At 73.3% G+C, this 14,760-nt stretch carries 12 protein-coding genes; 5 read left to right on the top strand and 7 right to left on the bottom strand.

Annotated elements, in window-relative coordinates; all coding sequences use genetic code 11:
* Window positions 1-16: 16 nt before the first annotated feature.
* The 4 genes from AB0P07_RS15820 to rsmH all read right to left on the bottom strand — a co-directional run bounded on the left by AB0P07_RS15820 (window position 17) and on the right by rsmH (window position 5,315).
* Entirely contained in the window at window positions 17-1,537 is a 1,521-nt protein-coding gene (locus AB0P07_RS15820) for a UDP-N-acetylmuramoyl-L-alanyl-D-glutamate--2,6-diaminopimelate ligase (protein WP_365550540.1), read from the bottom strand.
* A gap of 223 nt (window positions 1,538-1,760) precedes the next feature.
* On the bottom strand, window positions 1,761-3,725 hold the full coding sequence (gene ftsI, locus AB0P07_RS15815; RefSeq protein ID WP_365550538.1) for a cell division protein FtsI: 1,965 nt from the start codon (window positions 3,723-3,725) through the stop codon (window positions 1,761-1,763).
* Window positions 3,722-4,276 (bottom strand): septum formation initiator family protein, encoded by a 555-nt coding sequence (locus tag AB0P07_RS15810; protein ID WP_365550535.1) that lies wholly within the window; start codon window positions 4,274-4,276, stop codon window positions 3,722-3,724. Before AB0P07_RS15810 ends, ftsI begins: the two co-directional genes overlap by 4 nt.
* Window positions 4,277-4,358: 82 nt before the next feature.
* Window positions 4,359-5,315 (bottom strand): 16S rRNA (cytosine(1402)-N(4))-methyltransferase RsmH, encoded by a 957-nt coding sequence (rsmH, locus tag AB0P07_RS15805; protein WP_365550532.1) that lies wholly within the window; start codon window positions 5,313-5,315, stop codon window positions 4,359-4,361.
* Window positions 5,316-5,737: 422 nt separating this feature from the next.
* On the opposite strand from rsmH, the gene AB0P07_RS15800 reads away from it, so the two are divergent.
* The 4 genes from AB0P07_RS15800 (at window position 5,738) to AB0P07_RS15785 (ending at window position 11,381) form a co-directional block, all read left to right on the top strand.
* Complete coding sequence (locus AB0P07_RS15800) at window positions 5,738-6,289, top strand: carbonic anhydrase (protein WP_365550529.1); 552 nt, start codon at window positions 5,738-5,740, stop codon at window positions 6,287-6,289.
* 327 nt (window positions 6,290-6,616) lie between these two features.
* Window positions 6,617-7,630 (top strand): MoxR family ATPase, encoded by a 1,014-nt coding sequence (locus AB0P07_RS15795; RefSeq protein WP_365550527.1) that lies wholly within the window; start codon window positions 6,617-6,619, stop codon window positions 7,628-7,630.
* Complete coding sequence (locus AB0P07_RS15790; RefSeq protein ID WP_365550524.1) at window positions 7,630-8,994, top strand: DUF58 domain-containing protein; 1,365 nt, start codon at window positions 7,630-7,632, stop codon at window positions 8,992-8,994. The genes AB0P07_RS15795 and AB0P07_RS15790 overlap by 1 nt, the downstream gene beginning before the upstream one ends.
* Window positions 8,991-11,381 (top strand): DUF3488 and transglutaminase-like domain-containing protein, encoded by a 2,391-nt coding sequence (locus AB0P07_RS15785; protein WP_365550522.1) that lies wholly within the window; start codon window positions 8,991-8,993, stop codon window positions 11,379-11,381. The genes AB0P07_RS15790 and AB0P07_RS15785 overlap by 4 nt, the downstream gene beginning before the upstream one ends.
* A gap of 260 nt (window positions 11,382-11,641) precedes the next feature.
* Here the strand turns inward: AB0P07_RS15785 and AB0P07_RS15780 are convergent, their stop codons facing one another.
* From AB0P07_RS15780 to AB0P07_RS15770, 3 genes are all read right to left on the bottom strand, one after another.
* A complete protein-coding gene (locus AB0P07_RS15780; RefSeq protein ID WP_365550519.1) occupies window positions 11,642-12,049 on the bottom strand; it encodes a spore wall synthesis complex protein in 408 nt (135 codons plus the stop codon).
* A gap of 276 nt (window positions 12,050-12,325) precedes the next feature.
* Window positions 12,326-13,153, bottom strand: a complete 828-nt coding sequence (locus AB0P07_RS15775) for a methyltransferase (RefSeq protein WP_365550516.1) — start codon at window positions 13,151-13,153, stop codon at window positions 12,326-12,328.
* Between the two features lie 168 nt (window positions 13,154-13,321).
* A complete protein-coding gene (locus AB0P07_RS15770; RefSeq protein ID WP_365550513.1) occupies window positions 13,322-13,909 on the bottom strand; it encodes an SAV_6107 family HEPN domain-containing protein in 588 nt (195 codons plus the stop codon).
* Between the two features lie 197 nt (window positions 13,910-14,106).
* Between AB0P07_RS15770 and AB0P07_RS15765 the strand changes: the two genes are divergently transcribed.
* Complete coding sequence (locus AB0P07_RS15765; protein WP_365550510.1) at window positions 14,107-14,736, top strand: TetR family transcriptional regulator; 630 nt, start codon at window positions 14,107-14,109, stop codon at window positions 14,734-14,736.
* Window positions 14,737-14,760: the final 24 nt, after the last annotated feature.

Genomic DNA, 14,760 nt, shown 5'->3' with positions numbered 1-14,760 from the left:
TGGACCATTCGGGATTTCATCCCTGGGTCTTCTTGATGGCTTCGCGCAGCACCTGGCGGTCGTCGAAGGGGCGGACGACCCCGGCGATGTCCTGGCCCTGCTCGTGCCCCTTGCCGGCCACCAGCACGGTGTCGCCGGGCTCGGCCCGGGCGACGGCGGCGGCGATGGCGGCGGCCCGGTCCTCGAAGACCTGCACCTCGCCGCGCTCGTGCGCGGGCACGGACGCCGCACCCTGGAGCATGGTGGCGAGGATCGCGAGGGGGTCCTCGGAGCGCGGGTTGTCGGAGGTCAGTACGGCGGTGTCGGCGAACCGGGCCACGGCGGCGCCCATCGGCTCCCGCTTGGTGGTGTCCCGGTCGCCGCCGCAGCCGAGCACGGCGTGCAGCTTGCCCCCGGTGACCTTGCGCAGGGCCCGCAGGACGGACTCGACGGCGTCGGTCTTGTGGGCGTAGTCGACCACCGCGAAGAAGGGCTGGCCCTCGTCCACGCGCTCCAGCCGGCCCGGCACACCCGGTACGGCGGCGACGCCGTCCGCGGCGGCCTGCGGGTCGAGCCCGGCGGCGGCGAGGGAGACGATCGCGGCGAGGGTGTTCGCCACGTTGAACGGCCCGGCCAGGGGCGACTTGGCGGAGATCCGCTCGCCCTTCGGCCCGAGCACGGTGAACGTGGAGTCCAGCGGGCCGACCTCGACCTCGTCGGCGCGCCAGTCGGCGTCCGGGTGGCCCTCGGCGGAGTAGGTGACGACCGGGACGGTGGCCTCGTTGGCCAGGCGCCGCCCGTACTCGTCGTCCACGTTGACCACGCCGAGCTTGCTCCGCTTCGGCGTGAAGAGCTGCGCCTTGGCCTGGAAGTAGTCCTCCATGCCGGAGTGGAACTCCATGTGCTCCGGACTGAGGTTGGTGAAGACCGCGATGTCGAAGACGCAGGCGTCGACGCGGCCGAGCACCAGGGCGTGGCTGGAGACCTCCATGGCGACCGCCTCGGTGCCGCGCTCGCGCATCACCGCGAACAGGGCCTGGAGGTCGGTGGCCTCGGGGGTGGTCCGCTCGGACTTGATGCGCTCGTCGCCGATGCGCATCTCGACGGTGCCGATCAGCCCGGTGGACTTGGCCGTACGCAGACCGCCTTCGACCAGGTAGGCCGTGGTGGTCTTGCCGGAGGTGCCGGTGATGCCGATCTGGAGGAGGTCGCGGCCGGGGTGGCCGTAGATCGTCGCGGCCAGTTCGCCCATCCGAGCGCGGGGGTCGTCGACGACGAGTGCCGGCAGTCCGGCGGCGGCGACGCGCTCCGCGCCGGCCGGGTCGGTCAGCACGGCGGCGGCGCCGAGACCGACGGCCTGGGTGACGAAGTCGGCGCCGTGGGCGCGGGCTCCGGGCAGGGCGGCGTACAGGTCACCGGGGCGGACGGCGCGCGAGTCGTGGGTGATGCCCGTGACCTCGGCGGAGCCGTCCGCAGCGGTGACACCCAGCTGATCGGCGAGTTCCGCGAGGGGTGTGGCGGAGATCCGCACCGGCCGGGGCGGTCCCGGGTATGTCACGGGGTGGCCCTTCTGGGTGGTTTGGGACTGATCAGGGTGTGGCACGGCGGTGAGCGTACCGGGAGTACCCGCCTGCGGGCGAAGCGAGGGCTGGGCAGGGTCCTGGGGGGCGTTACGGTTCCCGGGGTCGGGGGTGATCGTCGTCACGGGTGGTTCCTGGTGGCTCGGTACTGAAACGGCGCTGGGCTCGGTACGGGCTCGGTGGCTGTCGGGGCGGTGCGGCTCAGGGCTTGAAGGTGACCGGGAGGTTCGCGGGGTGGGCGCCGGTCGGCGGTACCTGGAGGGTCTTCAGGGCGAACTCCATGACCTGCTTGTGGATGGGGCCGCAGATCTGGCCGCCGAAGTAGCTGCCCTCGGTGGCGTTCTGGATGGCGCAGTAGACGGTGACGCGGGGCTTGTCCGCGGGGGCGAACCCGGCGAAGGACGAGGTGTAGCCGTGGTACTTGCCGGTGGCCGGATCCACGCGGTTGGCCGTGCCCGTCTTGCCCGCCACCCGGTAGCCCGGGATGCGGGCCTTGGTGCCGGTGCCCTCCTCGTCGTCGACGACGGACTCCAGCATCTGCGCGAGGGTCTTCGCGGTCTTCTCGCTGGTCACGCGGGTCTTCTTGGGCTCGGGGGCCGGGGTGAAGCGTCCGTCGGCGCCCTTGGTGCCGCGCACGAGCGTGGGTTCGATCCGAACGCCGCCGTTGGCGATGGTCGAGTAGATGGAGGCCGCCTGGAGCGCGTTCACGGAGACGCCCTGGCCGAAAGGAATCGTGTACTGCTGCGAGGTCGACCACTGGTCGGGCGGCGCGAGGATGCCCTTGGTCTCGCCGGGGAAGCCGAGCCCGCTGTAGCCGCCGAGGCCGAACTTGCGCAGGTAGGAGTAGAGCACCTTGTTGGCCTCGGCCTGGGTCCTGCCCAGTTCGCCGGTGGCCATGATGGTGCCGATGTTGCTGGACTTGGCGAGCACGCCGTTGAGTGTGAGGTACCAGGTCGGGTGGTCGATGTCGTCCTTGAAGAGCCGGTCGCCGCGCTTGAGGCGGTTGGGGACGGTGATGTGGGTGCCGGGGGTGGCGACGTTCTCCTCCAGCACGGCCGCCATCGACAGCACCTTGGCGGTGGAGCCCGGTTCGAACGCGTCCTGGAGGGCGGCGTTGCCGAGGGCGTCCGGGTCGGCGTGGGCGAGGTCGCCGGGGTCGAAACCGGGCGCGTTGGCCATGGCGAGGATCTCGCCGGTCTGCGTGTCCTGGACGATGACGTAGCCGCCGTCGGCCTTGGACTTCTCCACCTGCTCGCTGATGGCGTGCTGCGCCGCCCACTGGATGTCGCGGTCGATGGTGAGTTCGACGTCGCTGCCGGGCACGGCGGGCGTCTCGGTGGATCCGGCGGTGGGCACCTGGCGCCCGCCGGACTGGGCGTAGCGGATCTTGCCGTCCTCACCGGCCAGCGTCTTGTCCAGCTTCCGTTCCAGGCCGCCGCCGCCCTTGCCGTCGGCGCCGACCCAGCCGAGAACGCCGGCGGCGAGGTCGCCGCCCGGGTACACGCGCTTGCTGCTGGGGTCGGCGAAGACGCCGGCGAGCACGTTGACGGCGGACTTGTCGGTCTCCGCCTTGGTGGTGAGCGCGGTCTTCAGATCCTTGATCTGGTTCCAGACCTGGGGGGTCTGCCGGCGCGCGAGGCGGACGTAGCGCAGTTTCTCGTTCTTCGGGCGGAGCACGTCGGCCAGGTGTTCCTGGTCCTGACCGAGGATGGGCGCGAGCAGCGCCGCCGCCTGCTCGGGTCCGTCGTCGACCTTCAGCTGTTCGCGGGTGAACATCGTGGGGTCGGCGGTGATGTCGTAGGAGTCCACGGTGGTCGCGAGGGCGACGCCGTTGCGGTCGGTGATCCCGCCGCGCTCGGCGGGCAGGGTGTGCACGACGTAGCGGTTCTGTTCGGCCTTCGCCGAGTACGTGCCGGCGTCGACGGCCTGCACCTGCAGGAGCCGTACGACGAAGGCGGCCAGCACCAGGGTCAGCGCGAGGCCGATCATGCGCAGGCGGGGGCGCGGGCTGCCCGGCCGGAAGGCGCGGGGCGCCGGCCGGGGCGGCCTGGGCCTGCGGGCCGGCCGGGCGCCGGGTCCCGGGCGGCGCCCGCCGCCGGGGCGGACGGGCCTGGCGGGTCCGGGCACGCGGCGGCGCGGCGGTTCCCTGTCGGACACTTCCGTCACCTGCCGGGAGTCGGAGTCGGGGTGGGCGTCGCCGCCGGGATGGGGGTGGCGGACGTGCCCGCGGTGGTGGACGTGGGAGCCGGCGCGGACGGTTCCGCGTAGGCGGACGGGGTGGGCGCGGACGGGCTGCCGGAGGTCGCGGTCAGCGCCTCGGGGGCGAGCACGAGGGGGGTGGCCGCGGCGGGCGCGGGGCTGGGCGAGCCCTTGACGCTTCCGTCGGGGTCGAGGAAGGCGGGGTCGCCGCCGGGGACCATGCCCAGTTCGCGGGCGCGGCGCTGGAGGGCCCGCGGGGCGGAGTAGGCGTCGATGTCCCGCTGGAGCGCCTGTTCCTCGTCGGTGAGTTCCTTGGTCCGCTGCTTGAGGTCGTCCAGTTGGAAGGAGCCCTCGCTCAGGGCGGAGTTGAGCACCAGGAGTCCGATGAGGCCGCCGCCGAGGAGGACGACGACCAGGAGGACGAAGGGGGCCCGGGCCGCCTGGCCGCGGGTGCCGCCCGTCGGAAGCAGCCGGGCGAGGCGGGCCGCCCTGCCCTTCAGCTCGGGTTTCCTGCTCACTCGCCCTCCCCGCGGTCCGGTGGGGTCGTCCACACCCGCCCGGTCCTGGCCTGCCTCGCTCGGTCCATCCGAGGGACTCCCTTCACCCGAGGGACTCCCTGATGCGCTCGGCGCCGCGCAGCCGTGCCGGTGCCGCCCGCCGGTTCTCGGCGATCTCCTCCTCGGTGGGAAGTTCGGCACCGCGCGTCAGCAGCTTGAGGCGCGGGGCGTAGCGTTCGGGGACGACGGGCAGACCGGGCGGCGCGGTGTTGGCGGCGCCGGCCGCGAACACCTGCTTGACCAGCCGGTCCTCCAGCGAGTGATACGACAGCACGGCGATCCGCCCGCCGACGGCGATCGACTCGACGGCCGCCGGGATCGCCCGCTCGAGCACGGACAGCTCGCCGTTGACCTCGATGCGCAGGGCCTGGAAGGTGCGCTTGGCGGGGTTGCCGCCGGTGCGCTTGGCGGCCTGCGGCAGCGCGGCGCGGATCAGCTCGACGAGGCGGGCGCTGCCCGTGAACGGCTCCTTCTCGCGCTCGCGCACGATCGCGGACACGATCCGCTTGGCCTGCTTCTCCTCGCCGTACGCCCGCAGGATGCGGACGAGTTCGCCGGGCGGGTAGGTGTTGAGGACCTCCGCCGCGCTCATGCCGGTGCTCTGGTCCATCCGCATGTCGAGCGGGGCGTCCTGGGCGTAGGCGAACCCGCGGTCGGCCTCGTCGAGCTGCATGGAGGAGACGCCGAGGTCGAACAGCACGCCCTGGACACGCGGGACGCCGAGCCGGTCGAGTACGTCGGGCAGCTCGTCGTAGACGGCGTGCACGAGGGTGGCGCGCTCGCCGTACGGCGCGAGCCGCTCGCCGGACAGACGCAGGGCCTCCTTGTCGCGGTCGAGCGCCACGAGCCGGGCCTCGGGGAAGCGTTCGAGGAGCGCCTCGCTGTGCCCGCCGAGTCCCAGCGTGCAGTCGACGACCACGGCTCCCGGCTTCTGAAGGGCGGGCGCCAGCAGGTCCAGACACCGCTGGAGCATCACCGGGACGTGTCGACTCTGGCTCAAGTGGGGCGGCCTCTCAGGTCCGGCACGGGGTCACGCACCGCCGGGTCCCCTCCCGCTCGCATCTGAAGGGGAGGCCTGCCGGCGCCAAAAGCGTCGGCCGGCCGGGAGCGGGAGGAGGCCGAGCCGTACGTACGCGCCGCGCACGTGGGGAGATCTGGCGGGGCGTCGCCCAGGTCTCCGGGGATTTCAGTCCAGCAGGGAGATCCTCGTCTCCCGCTTCGCGTCACTTTAGTCCACGGTGTCGCCCGGTCAATCAACCGGCCTGCGCGTCGCGGCCGACGGCGCCCCCAAACCGGCACCGCGGGCCTTTTCACCCGTACGGCCGCCTTCGCACCACCCTGTGGATTGGCTCACAACGCGCCTCGATGACATTCTTTGTCCCGCTTCGCAGCGGGCCGCCGGCCGGGACGGCCAGTAACGTCATGGATATGACGACTTCTGCATCGGTACCCGCAGGCTCCGACTCCGCCACGGTCGACCACACCGTCACCGACCGGCTCGTCGAAGCGAACGAGCGCTACGCCTCGGCGTTCAGCGACCCCGGGATGGACGCCCGTCCCGTCCAGCGCGTCGCGGTCGTGGCGTGCATGGACGCACGCATCGACCTGCACGCCGCGCTCGGTCTGAAGCTCGGCGACTGTCACACGATCCGCAACGCGGGCGGCGTCGTCACCGACGACGTGATCCGTTCCCTGACCATCAGCCAGCGGGCGCTGGGCACCCGCAGCGTGGCCCTCATCCACCACACCAACTGCGGCATGGAGTCCATCACCGAGGACTTCCGGCACGACCTGGAGCTGGAGGTCGGCCAGCGTCCCGTGTGGGCGGTGGAGGCCTTCCGGGACGCCGACCAGGACGTGCGGCAGTCGATCAAGCGGGTGCGTACCTCGCCGTTCCTGCTGCACACCGAGGACGTGCGCGGTTTCGTCTTCGACGTGAAGACGGGCCTGCTGCGCGAGGTCGACCCCGCCTGATCCGGTGGCCGGCCCGCCCCGACGCTCCCGCCGGGCAGGTGCCGCGCGCCGCGCGGGCCGTAAGGGCCGACATGTCGCGGCCAGTTGTCCACAGGCAGTGACACGAATCGGTAACGGCGGCAAGAATGCGGGAAGTGGTGTCGCACCGGAACTTTTTCCGGGCGGCGTCCGTGATTCGGGGTGGGCCGGTCCGTCGAGAGGGACCCGCCCGGCAAGTTGGGGTACCCCCATTTCTCAGGAGTGCGGGGCAAGGCCGAGGAGGGCCGGGTGACGACCTATGACGATCAGGCGAGCCATGGGGGCGCCGCCGCGCGAGCGTACGGGAGCGTGGGGGAAGATCTGACCGCCGTGGTCGATCGGGTCCGCGGTGCGGTGGAAGACGTGATCGAGGGCAAGCCCGAGGTCGTACGGCTCTCGCTGACCGTGCTGCTGGCCGAGGGGCACCTGCTGATCGAGGACGTCCCCGGGGTCGGCAAGACGATGCTGGCCAAGGCGCTGGCGCGGTCCATCGACTGTTCGGTCCGCCGGATCCAGTTCACGCCGGACCTGCTGCCCTCGGACATCACCGGGGTGTCCATCTGGGACCAGCAGCGCCGGGACTTCGAGTTCAAACCGGGCGCGATCTTCGCGCAGGTGGTGATCGGGGACGAGATCAACCGCGCGTCGCCGAAGACGCAGTCGGCGCTGCTGGAGTCGATGGAGGAGCGCCAGGTCACCATCGACGGCCAGACCTACGAGCTGCCCAGCCCCTTCATGGTGGTGGCGACGCAGAACCCGGTCGAGATGGAGGGCACGTACCCGCTGCCGGAGGCCCAGCGGGACCGTTTCATGGCCCGGGTCTCCATCGGTTATCCGAGTGCGGAGGCCGAGCTGCGGATGCTCGACGTGCACGGCGGGGTCAGCCCGCTGGACGATCTGCAGCCGGTGGCGCACGCGCACGAGATCCTGAAGCTGATCGAGGCGGTCCGCGGCGTCCACGTGGCGGATCCGGTCCGGCGGTACGCGGTGGAGCTGGTCGCGGCGACCCGCACCCACCCGGATCTCAGGCTCGGCGCCTCGCCGCGTGCCACGCTGCATCTGCTGCGCGCGGCGAAGGCGTCCGCCGCCCTGAGCGGCCGGGACTACGCGCTGCCGGACGACGTGCAGGCCCTCGCGGTCGCAGTCCTGGCCCACCGGCTGCTGCCGACCGCGCAGGCCCAGCTCAACCGCCGCACCTCCGAGCAGGTCGTCCAGGAGATCCTGCAGCACACCCCGGTGCCGGCCGAGCCCCGGCCGCAGACGGGCCTCGGCGTGGGCCGCGGTACGCCGGGGTACGGTCAGCAGCCGCCGCGGAGGCTGTGATGGACGCCGGGGGGACGGCCGGGGCCGGGGAGGACCCGGGCGAGGGCGGCGGCGTCCGGACCGCGCTGGCCGGGCTGACCACCCGCGGACGCTCCTTCCTGGCGGCCGGCATCGCGGCCGCGGTCTGCGCCTATGTGCTCGGACAGAGCGATCTGCTGCGCGTCGGGCTGCTGCTTGGCGTGCTGCCCCTGCTCTGCGCGGCCGTGCTCTACCGCACGCGCTACCGGGTCGCAGGCAGTCGCCGGCTCTCCCCCGGGCGGGTGCCCGCGGGCAGTGAGGCACGGGTCCATCTGCGCGTCGACAACGTCTCCCGGCTGCCCACCGGTCTGCTGATGCTCCAGGACCGGGTGCCCTACGTGCTCGGCCCGCGGCCCCGCTTCGTCCTCGACCGGGTCGAGCCCGGCGGCCGCCGCGAGGTGTCCTACCGGGTCCGTTCCGACCTGCGCGGCCGCTATCCGCTGGGTCCGCTGCAGTTGCGCCTGACCGACCCGTTCGGCCTGTGCGAGCTGACCCGCTCCTTCTCGACGTACGACACGCTGACCGTGATCCCGCGGGTGGAGGCGCTGCCGCCGGTGCGGCTGAGCGGGGAGGCGAAGGGGTACGGCGAGGGCCGGCAGCGCTCGCTCGCCCTGGCCGGCGACGACGACGTGATCCCGCGCGGGTACCGGTACGGCGACGATCTGCGCCGCGTGCACTGGCGCTCCACCGCGCGGTACGGCGAGTTGATGGTGCGCCGCGAGGAGCAGCCGCAGCGGGCGCGGTGCACGGTGCTTCTGGACACCCGGGTCGTGGCCTTCGAGGGCGCGGGTCCCGACTCGGCCTTCGAGTGGGCGGTGTCGGGCGCGGCGTCCGTGCTGGTGCACATGCTGGAGCGGGGTTTCTCGGTCCGGCTGGTCACCGACACCGGCGACTCGGTGCCGGGCGACGGCGCCGACGGCTTCGCGGGCGCGAGCCAGGGCACGGCCGACGCGGCGGGCCTGATGCTGGACACCCTCGCGGTGATCGACCACTCCGACGGCACGGACCTGTCCCCGGCGTACGACACGCTGCGCGGCGGGAACGAGGGGCTGCTGGTCGCCTTCTTCGGCGATCTGGACGAGGAGCAGGCCGCGGTGGCCGCGAAGATGCGGCAGCGCAGCGGCGGCGCCCTCGCCTTCCTCCTGGACAGTGAGACCTGGTCCCGGGAACCGGCCGACGTCCCCGGCCCGTCGGACAGGAGCGCGGAACCGCTGCGCATGCTCCGCGAGTCCGGCTGGACCGCCGTGACCGTCCCCCGGGGCGCCACGGTGGAGGAGCTGTGGCGCACGGCGGACCACGGACGCACCACCCTCACGACTTCGACCGGCGGAAAGGCGGCGCGATGAGCGGGCGGGCGCGGCTGTCGTTGTGTGCCTGGGCAGCCACCTTGATGACGGCGTGCGCGTTGTTGCCGCTGGTCGACCCGGCCACGTGGATTCTGCAGGCGGCGGTTCTGCTGGCGGCGCAGTCCGGGGTGGGCGCGGTGGCACGCCGGGTGCCGTTGGCGCGGCCGCTGACCATCGCCGCCCAGGCCCTGGTCACGTTGGTGCTGCTGACCCTGGTCTTCGCCCGGGAGCAGGCGGTCGCCGGTCTGGTCCCCGGCCCGCAGGCCTTCCAGCACTTCGCCGATCTGCTGCGGCAGGGCGGCGACGACATCGCCCGGTACGCGATTCCGGCTCCGCTGGAGTCGGACGGCATCCGGCTGATGCTGGTCGGCGGCGTCCTGGTGGTCGGGCTGCTGGTGGACACCCTCGCGGTGTCCTTCCGCAGCGCCGCCCCGGCCGGCCTGCCGTTGCTCGCGCTGTACTCGGTGGCCGCGGGGCTGTCGGAGGGCAGCGCCGACTGGCTGTGGTTCCTGGTCGCGGCGGCCGGCTATCTGATGCTGCTGCTGGCCGAGGGACGTGACCGGCTCTCGCAGTGGGGACGGGTCTTCGGCGGCTCCCCGCGTTCTCCGGGTGCGGACCAGGGGCGCGCGCTCGCCCCGGTCCGCACCGGACGCCGCATCGGCGCGTTCGCCCTGGGCATCGCCCTGGTGGTGCCGCTCGCCCTGCCCGCGATGGACGGCGGGCTGCTGGACAGCGCCGGCGGCGGCGTGGGTTCCGGGACCGGGGGCGGCGGCACGATCTCCGCGGTGAACCCGCTGGTCTCCCTGCGGGACAGTCTCAACGTGAACGAGGACCGCGAGGTCCTCACCCTGAGGACCGACTCCGAGAGCCTGTCCGACCTGTACCTGCGCATCGTCTCCCTGGACGACTTCGACGGCACGACCTGGAAGCCGTCCAAGCGGCACATCACCGCCGTGCCGGACGGCACGTTCCCCACCCCGGCCGGTCTCGGCCCGGACATCAGGCGCACGGAGATCCGAACCCTGATCTCGGCCGCGGACGACTTCGCCCAGGACTGGCTGCCGATGCCCTATCCGCCCAGCGGCGTGCGCGTCGCGGGCAACTGGCGCTACGAGCCCGTCGGCATGACCCTGGTCGGCGACCACGGCCAGAACACCCGCGGGCTGACGTACGAGGTCCGGAGCCTGAGCCTGCAGCCGACGGCGCAGCAGCTCGCCGCGGCGCCCCAGGCGTCGGCGGCGCTCAGGCGCGAGTACACGGAGCTGCCGGACTCGCTGCCCGAGGTGGTCGCCCGGACCGCCCGCGGGGTCACCGCCGGCGCCGCGAACCCCTACGAGCAGGCCGTCAAGCTCCAGGAGTACTTCGCGGTCAACGGCGGCTTCGAGTACGACACGCACGTCGACATCGGCAGCGGCTCGGAGGCGATCGCCCGGTTCCTGAAGGAGAAGGAGGGCTTCTGCGTCCACTTCTCCTTCGCCATGGCGGCGATGGCCCGATCCCTGGGCATCCCGGCCAGGGTCGCGGTGGGCTTCGCGCCGGGCTCCCCGCAGGCGGATGGCTCGGTCTCGGTGGGGCTGCGGGACGCGCACGCGTGGCCCGAGGTGTACTTCGAGGGCGTGGGCTGGACCCGGTTCGAGCCGACGCCGACGCGTGGCTCGACCCCGGCGTACACCATCACGGACCGGCCGGGCAGTACGGTGCCGGACCCCGCCCTGCCCTCGCGAAACAGCCAGGCGGAGCCGTCGGCGGCGCCCTCGGAGAGCGACACCTGTTCCCCGCAGGACAAGAAGCTGGACGCCTGCGCCACCGACTCGGCAGCGGCAGCGCCCGTCACCGGCGGCGACGGACCGAAGTGGTACACGCTGCTGGGCTGGGCCCTGGCCGGGCTCGTCGTGCTGCTGATCCCGATCGCGCCGCTGCTGTGGCGGCTGCGCGTCAGGGCGGTACGGCTCGGGGCGCACGGCCGCGGTGAGGCGGACGCCGGTCCGCACACCCTCACGGTCTGGCAGGAGCTGACGGACACGGCGTGGGATCTCGGGATCCTGCCGGAGGAGTCGCAGACCACCCGCAAGGCGGCGGCCCGCGTCGTCCGGCTGGGCCGGCTCGACGCGGCGGGGGCGGCGGCGGTGCACCGGGTGGCGGAAGCCGTGGAGCAGGTCCTCTACGCGCCGCGCCCGCGTCCGACGGCGGGGCTGGCGGAGGACGTCCGGCTGGCCACCGCCGGCCTGCGGGCCACGGCCGGCCGCGCCAAGCGGTGGCGTGCACGGCTCGCGCCGCGTTCGGCCGTACGGGTGATCTGGGCGGTGTCGGCCCGGTGGACGGCCGTGAAACGGCGGGCCGCGACGGCCCACCCGGTGTGGCGCAGGGCGTCGGACCAGCGGGGCTGAGCCGAACGGGCGCCGGCCCGGCCGGGGCGGCGCTTCCAGTCCCCTCGGGCGCGGACCCTCGGGGCACCTCTCCGGGCTGCCTGGGCACTCGTGGGGCCCCTGGCCTCACGGGTCGCTCCCAGGCCCCCGTCGCGGCGGCCGCCGACCCCCTCGGGAGCTTGTGGCGGCCCTCGGGCGCTCGCCGGTACGCGTGAGGGGGTGACCACCCGAACGGTGGTCACCCCCTCACGCGGATGTCCTGGTGAGCGGTTGCCGGGGCGCTACTGGCCGCCCTGCTGCTCGTCTCTGCGACGCTGCCAGCGCTCGTCGATGCGGTCCATCATCGAGCGTTTCTGTCGTCCCTGGCGGCGCACGGCCTGTGGTCCGCCACCGGCCGCCTGCTGCTGCTCGCCCGGTTTGGGGGCCTTGCGCCAGCCGGTCACGGCGAGAACCGCGCAGCCCAGCATGACCAGGAAGCCCACCACACTGAGCCACACCTGCTGGGCGACCATTCCGGCCATGAGGAGCGCAATACCTACGAGGAAGCCCGCGACCGCCTGGTAAACCCGTCGCCGGGTGTACGTACGCAGCCCGCTTCCCTCGAGCGCTGTCGCGAACTTGGGATCTTCGGCGTACAGCGCTCGCTCCATCTGCTCGAGCATGCGCTGCTCGTGCTCCGAGAGCGGCACGGAGTCCTCCTCATCGTGCAGTCGCCGGGGCGACCCGGGGGGTCCCTTCAGGATAGGCAGGGAATCGCCCCCGTGAAACCCGCCCCTCTGCGCCAATTGACCAACCGGACTCCGTCATGGCCGTGCCGGCTCGCTGAAGTTCCCATTCCCCAGCGGCCGACCCGTCATGCCGGGCCGTCTCCCTCGATCATACGGCGACTGCCCCCCGTTCGGGGGGCCTGTGGCGTACTCCATCTGCAGTCGCGTCCCTGATCAGCGGCTTACCCCGGCGGACGCTCAGGACTCTTCCGCACCTCGTGTCTCACCAAGCACATGGAGCTGCGTGGCCACGGAGTGGAACGCGGCGAGTTCGGCGGCCGCGGCCTCCAGCTTCAGCAGCGCGTCCACGGTGCCCGGCTCGGTGTCCACCAGCACGCCGGGAACGAGGTCGGCGAAGACCCGTACCCCGTGCACGGCGCCGATCCGGAGCCCGGCGGCCTCGACCAGACCGGTGAGCTGCTCGGCGGTGAACCGGCGCGGCACCGGGTCACCCGTGCCCCAGCGGCCGTCCGGGTCGGCCAGGGCCTGCCGGGCCTCCGTGAAGTGGCCGGCGAGGGCGCGCGCGAGCACGGCACCGCCCAGACCGGCGGCGAGCAGGCTGAGGACGCCGTCGGCGCGCAGGGCCGCCACCGCGTTGCGGACGCCCTCCGCGGGGTCGTCGACGTACTCCAGGACGCCGTGGCACAGCACCGCGTCGTAGCCGCCGCGCTCGACCACGTCGAAGAGGCCACGGGCGTCTCCCTGGACGCCCCGCACGCGCTCGGCGACGCCGGCCTCGGCGGCGCGGCGCTCCAGGGCGAACAGGGCGTTGGGGCTCGGGTCCACGACGGTGACGCGGTGGCCGAGGCCGGCCACGGGCACCGCGAAGTTGCCGCTGCCGCCGCCGGTGTCGAGGACGTCCAGCGTCTGCCGGCCCGTGGCCTTGACCCGGCGGTCCAGGGCGTCCCGGAGGACGTCCCAGACCACGGCGGTACGAAGGGCCGACCGGGAACGGGAGGGCTCGGAGCGCGGCGACGCCGTCTGCGGTCGGGGGTGGGAGGCGGGCGGGCGCATCGGGTCCGACACGGCTGTTGACTCCTCGGCGCGGCACCGCCCCGGAAACGGGCGGAGCGAAACGGGCTGCCGCCCCCGCCCGGCGCGGGGAGGGGGAGGCTTCAGGCGTCTCCCACCCTATTGCCTCCACCGCGCCCTCCGGTCACCCGTTCACCACCCGGTCACCCGTGCCCGCCCCGGTCAGCCCACGTCCGGCAGGTCCCGGCCCGGGTGACCGGCGTCGGGGCGGCCGGAGCGCTCCGGGCCCGGTGGGCCCGTGTCGGGGCGCGGCTGGGGCAGCACGGGCTGGAGGACCAGCATCCGCTCCACCAGGCGCAGGAACATCGCCACGTCGCGTATCAGGTCGTCGGCGTCCCGGGTGCCCGCGGCGCCCTGGATGCCCGCCTCGGCCCGGGCCCGGCGGCGCGCCCCGGAGGCGAACAGGGCGCTCCAGTCGGACAGCTCGGGCGCGATCTCGGGCAGCACCTCCCAGGCGCTGCGGATACGGGCCCTGGCCCGGGGGCTGGTCTCCGGGCGGCCACGCGCGGCCAGCACCGCTGCGGCGGTGCGCAGGGCGGCGAGATGGGCCGTCGCGTACCGCTCGTTCGGCGTTTCGAGGACGGCGGCCTCTTCCAGGCCGGCCCGGGCCTGGGCGAGCAGGTCGAGGGCGGCGGGCGGGGCTGTTGTCCGGCGGAGCACGGGATGCACGTCACTCGCCGGTCCGGTCAGTGAGGGTGCAGGGCCGGCTGCGCGGCGCCGCCGGGCGGCGGCTGCGGACGAGTGGGCCATGACGATCCTCCTGTCGTCTCCGTGACGGCACGCTCCGGGCAGGAGGTGCCGTATGTGCCCATCGTGAGGTATGCCACTGACAATCCGTTCCGACCTGGGCTTTTGTTTCGATCAACCGTTCGGCAAGGCGGACGGCGGACGGCCCCGGTCCGGGCTGCGGTGACGGCCGTCGGCGGGGTGCTGTGAGAATCGGGAGCATGGAAAGCAGCAGCACCGCCTCGCAGAGCGGCAGTCGTCGCGAGGCCACCCGGCAGAAGCTGTACGAGGCGGCGGTCACCCTCATCGCCGAGCAGGGGTTCTCCGCCACCACCGTGGACGAGATCGCCGAGCGGGCCGGGGTCGCGAAGGGCACGGTCTACTACAACTTCGCCAGCAAGTCCGTCCTCTTCGAGGAGCTGCTGCGGCACGGCGTCGGCCTCCTGACCGCATCGCTGCGCCGGGCGGCGGAACAAGCGGCTCGGGAGGGCCTCGGCCGCGTCGACGCCCTGGACGCGATGATCCGCGCGGGGCTCGTCTTCATCGACCGGTACCCGGCCTTCACCCAGCTGTACGTGGCCGAGCTGTGGCGCACCAACCGGGCCTGGCAGTCCACGTTGCTGGTGGTCAGGCAGGAGGCCGTGGCGGTGGTGGAGGGCGTGCTGCGCGAGGGCATGGCCAGTGGTGAGTTCAGTGCGGAGATCGACGTGCCGCTGACCGCCGCCGCGCTCGTCGGCATGGTCCTGGTGGCCGCGCTGGACTGGAAGGCGTTCCAGCCGGAGCGCTCCCTGGATGACGTGCACGCCGCGCTGTCGCGGCTGCTCCAGGGCCGCGTGAGCGGACGGGGCTGAGCGCGGGCGGGGGCTGGCCGGACG

This window comes from Streptomyces sp. NPDC085944 (assembly GCF_040686295.1).
Lineage (GTDB): Bacteria > Actinomycetota > Actinomycetes > Streptomycetales > Streptomycetaceae > Streptomyces > Streptomyces salinarius.
Note: the sequence above shows the minus strand (reverse complement) of the source record. Positions and strands in the feature narration are given on the sequence as shown.

Coding starts and splice junctions, on each gene's coding strand:
- AB0P07_RS15800 (WP_365550529.1), top strand. CDS start 5,738: ATGGATATGACGACTTCTGCATCGGTACCCGCAGGCTCCGACTCCGCC.
- AB0P07_RS15765 (WP_365550510.1), top strand. CDS start 14,107: ATGGAAAGCAGCAGCACCGCCTCGCAGAGCGGCAGTCGTCGCGAGGCC.
- AB0P07_RS15790 (WP_365550524.1), top strand. CDS start 7,630: ATGGACGCCGGGGGGACGGCCGGGGCCGGGGAGGACCCGGGCGAGGGC.
- AB0P07_RS15785 (WP_365550522.1), top strand. CDS start 8,991: ATGAGCGGGCGGGCGCGGCTGTCGTTGTGTGCCTGGGCAGCCACCTTG.
- AB0P07_RS15770 (WP_365550513.1), bottom strand. CDS start 13,909: ATGGCCCACTCGTCCGCAGCCGCCGCCCGGCGGCGCCGCGCAGCCGGC.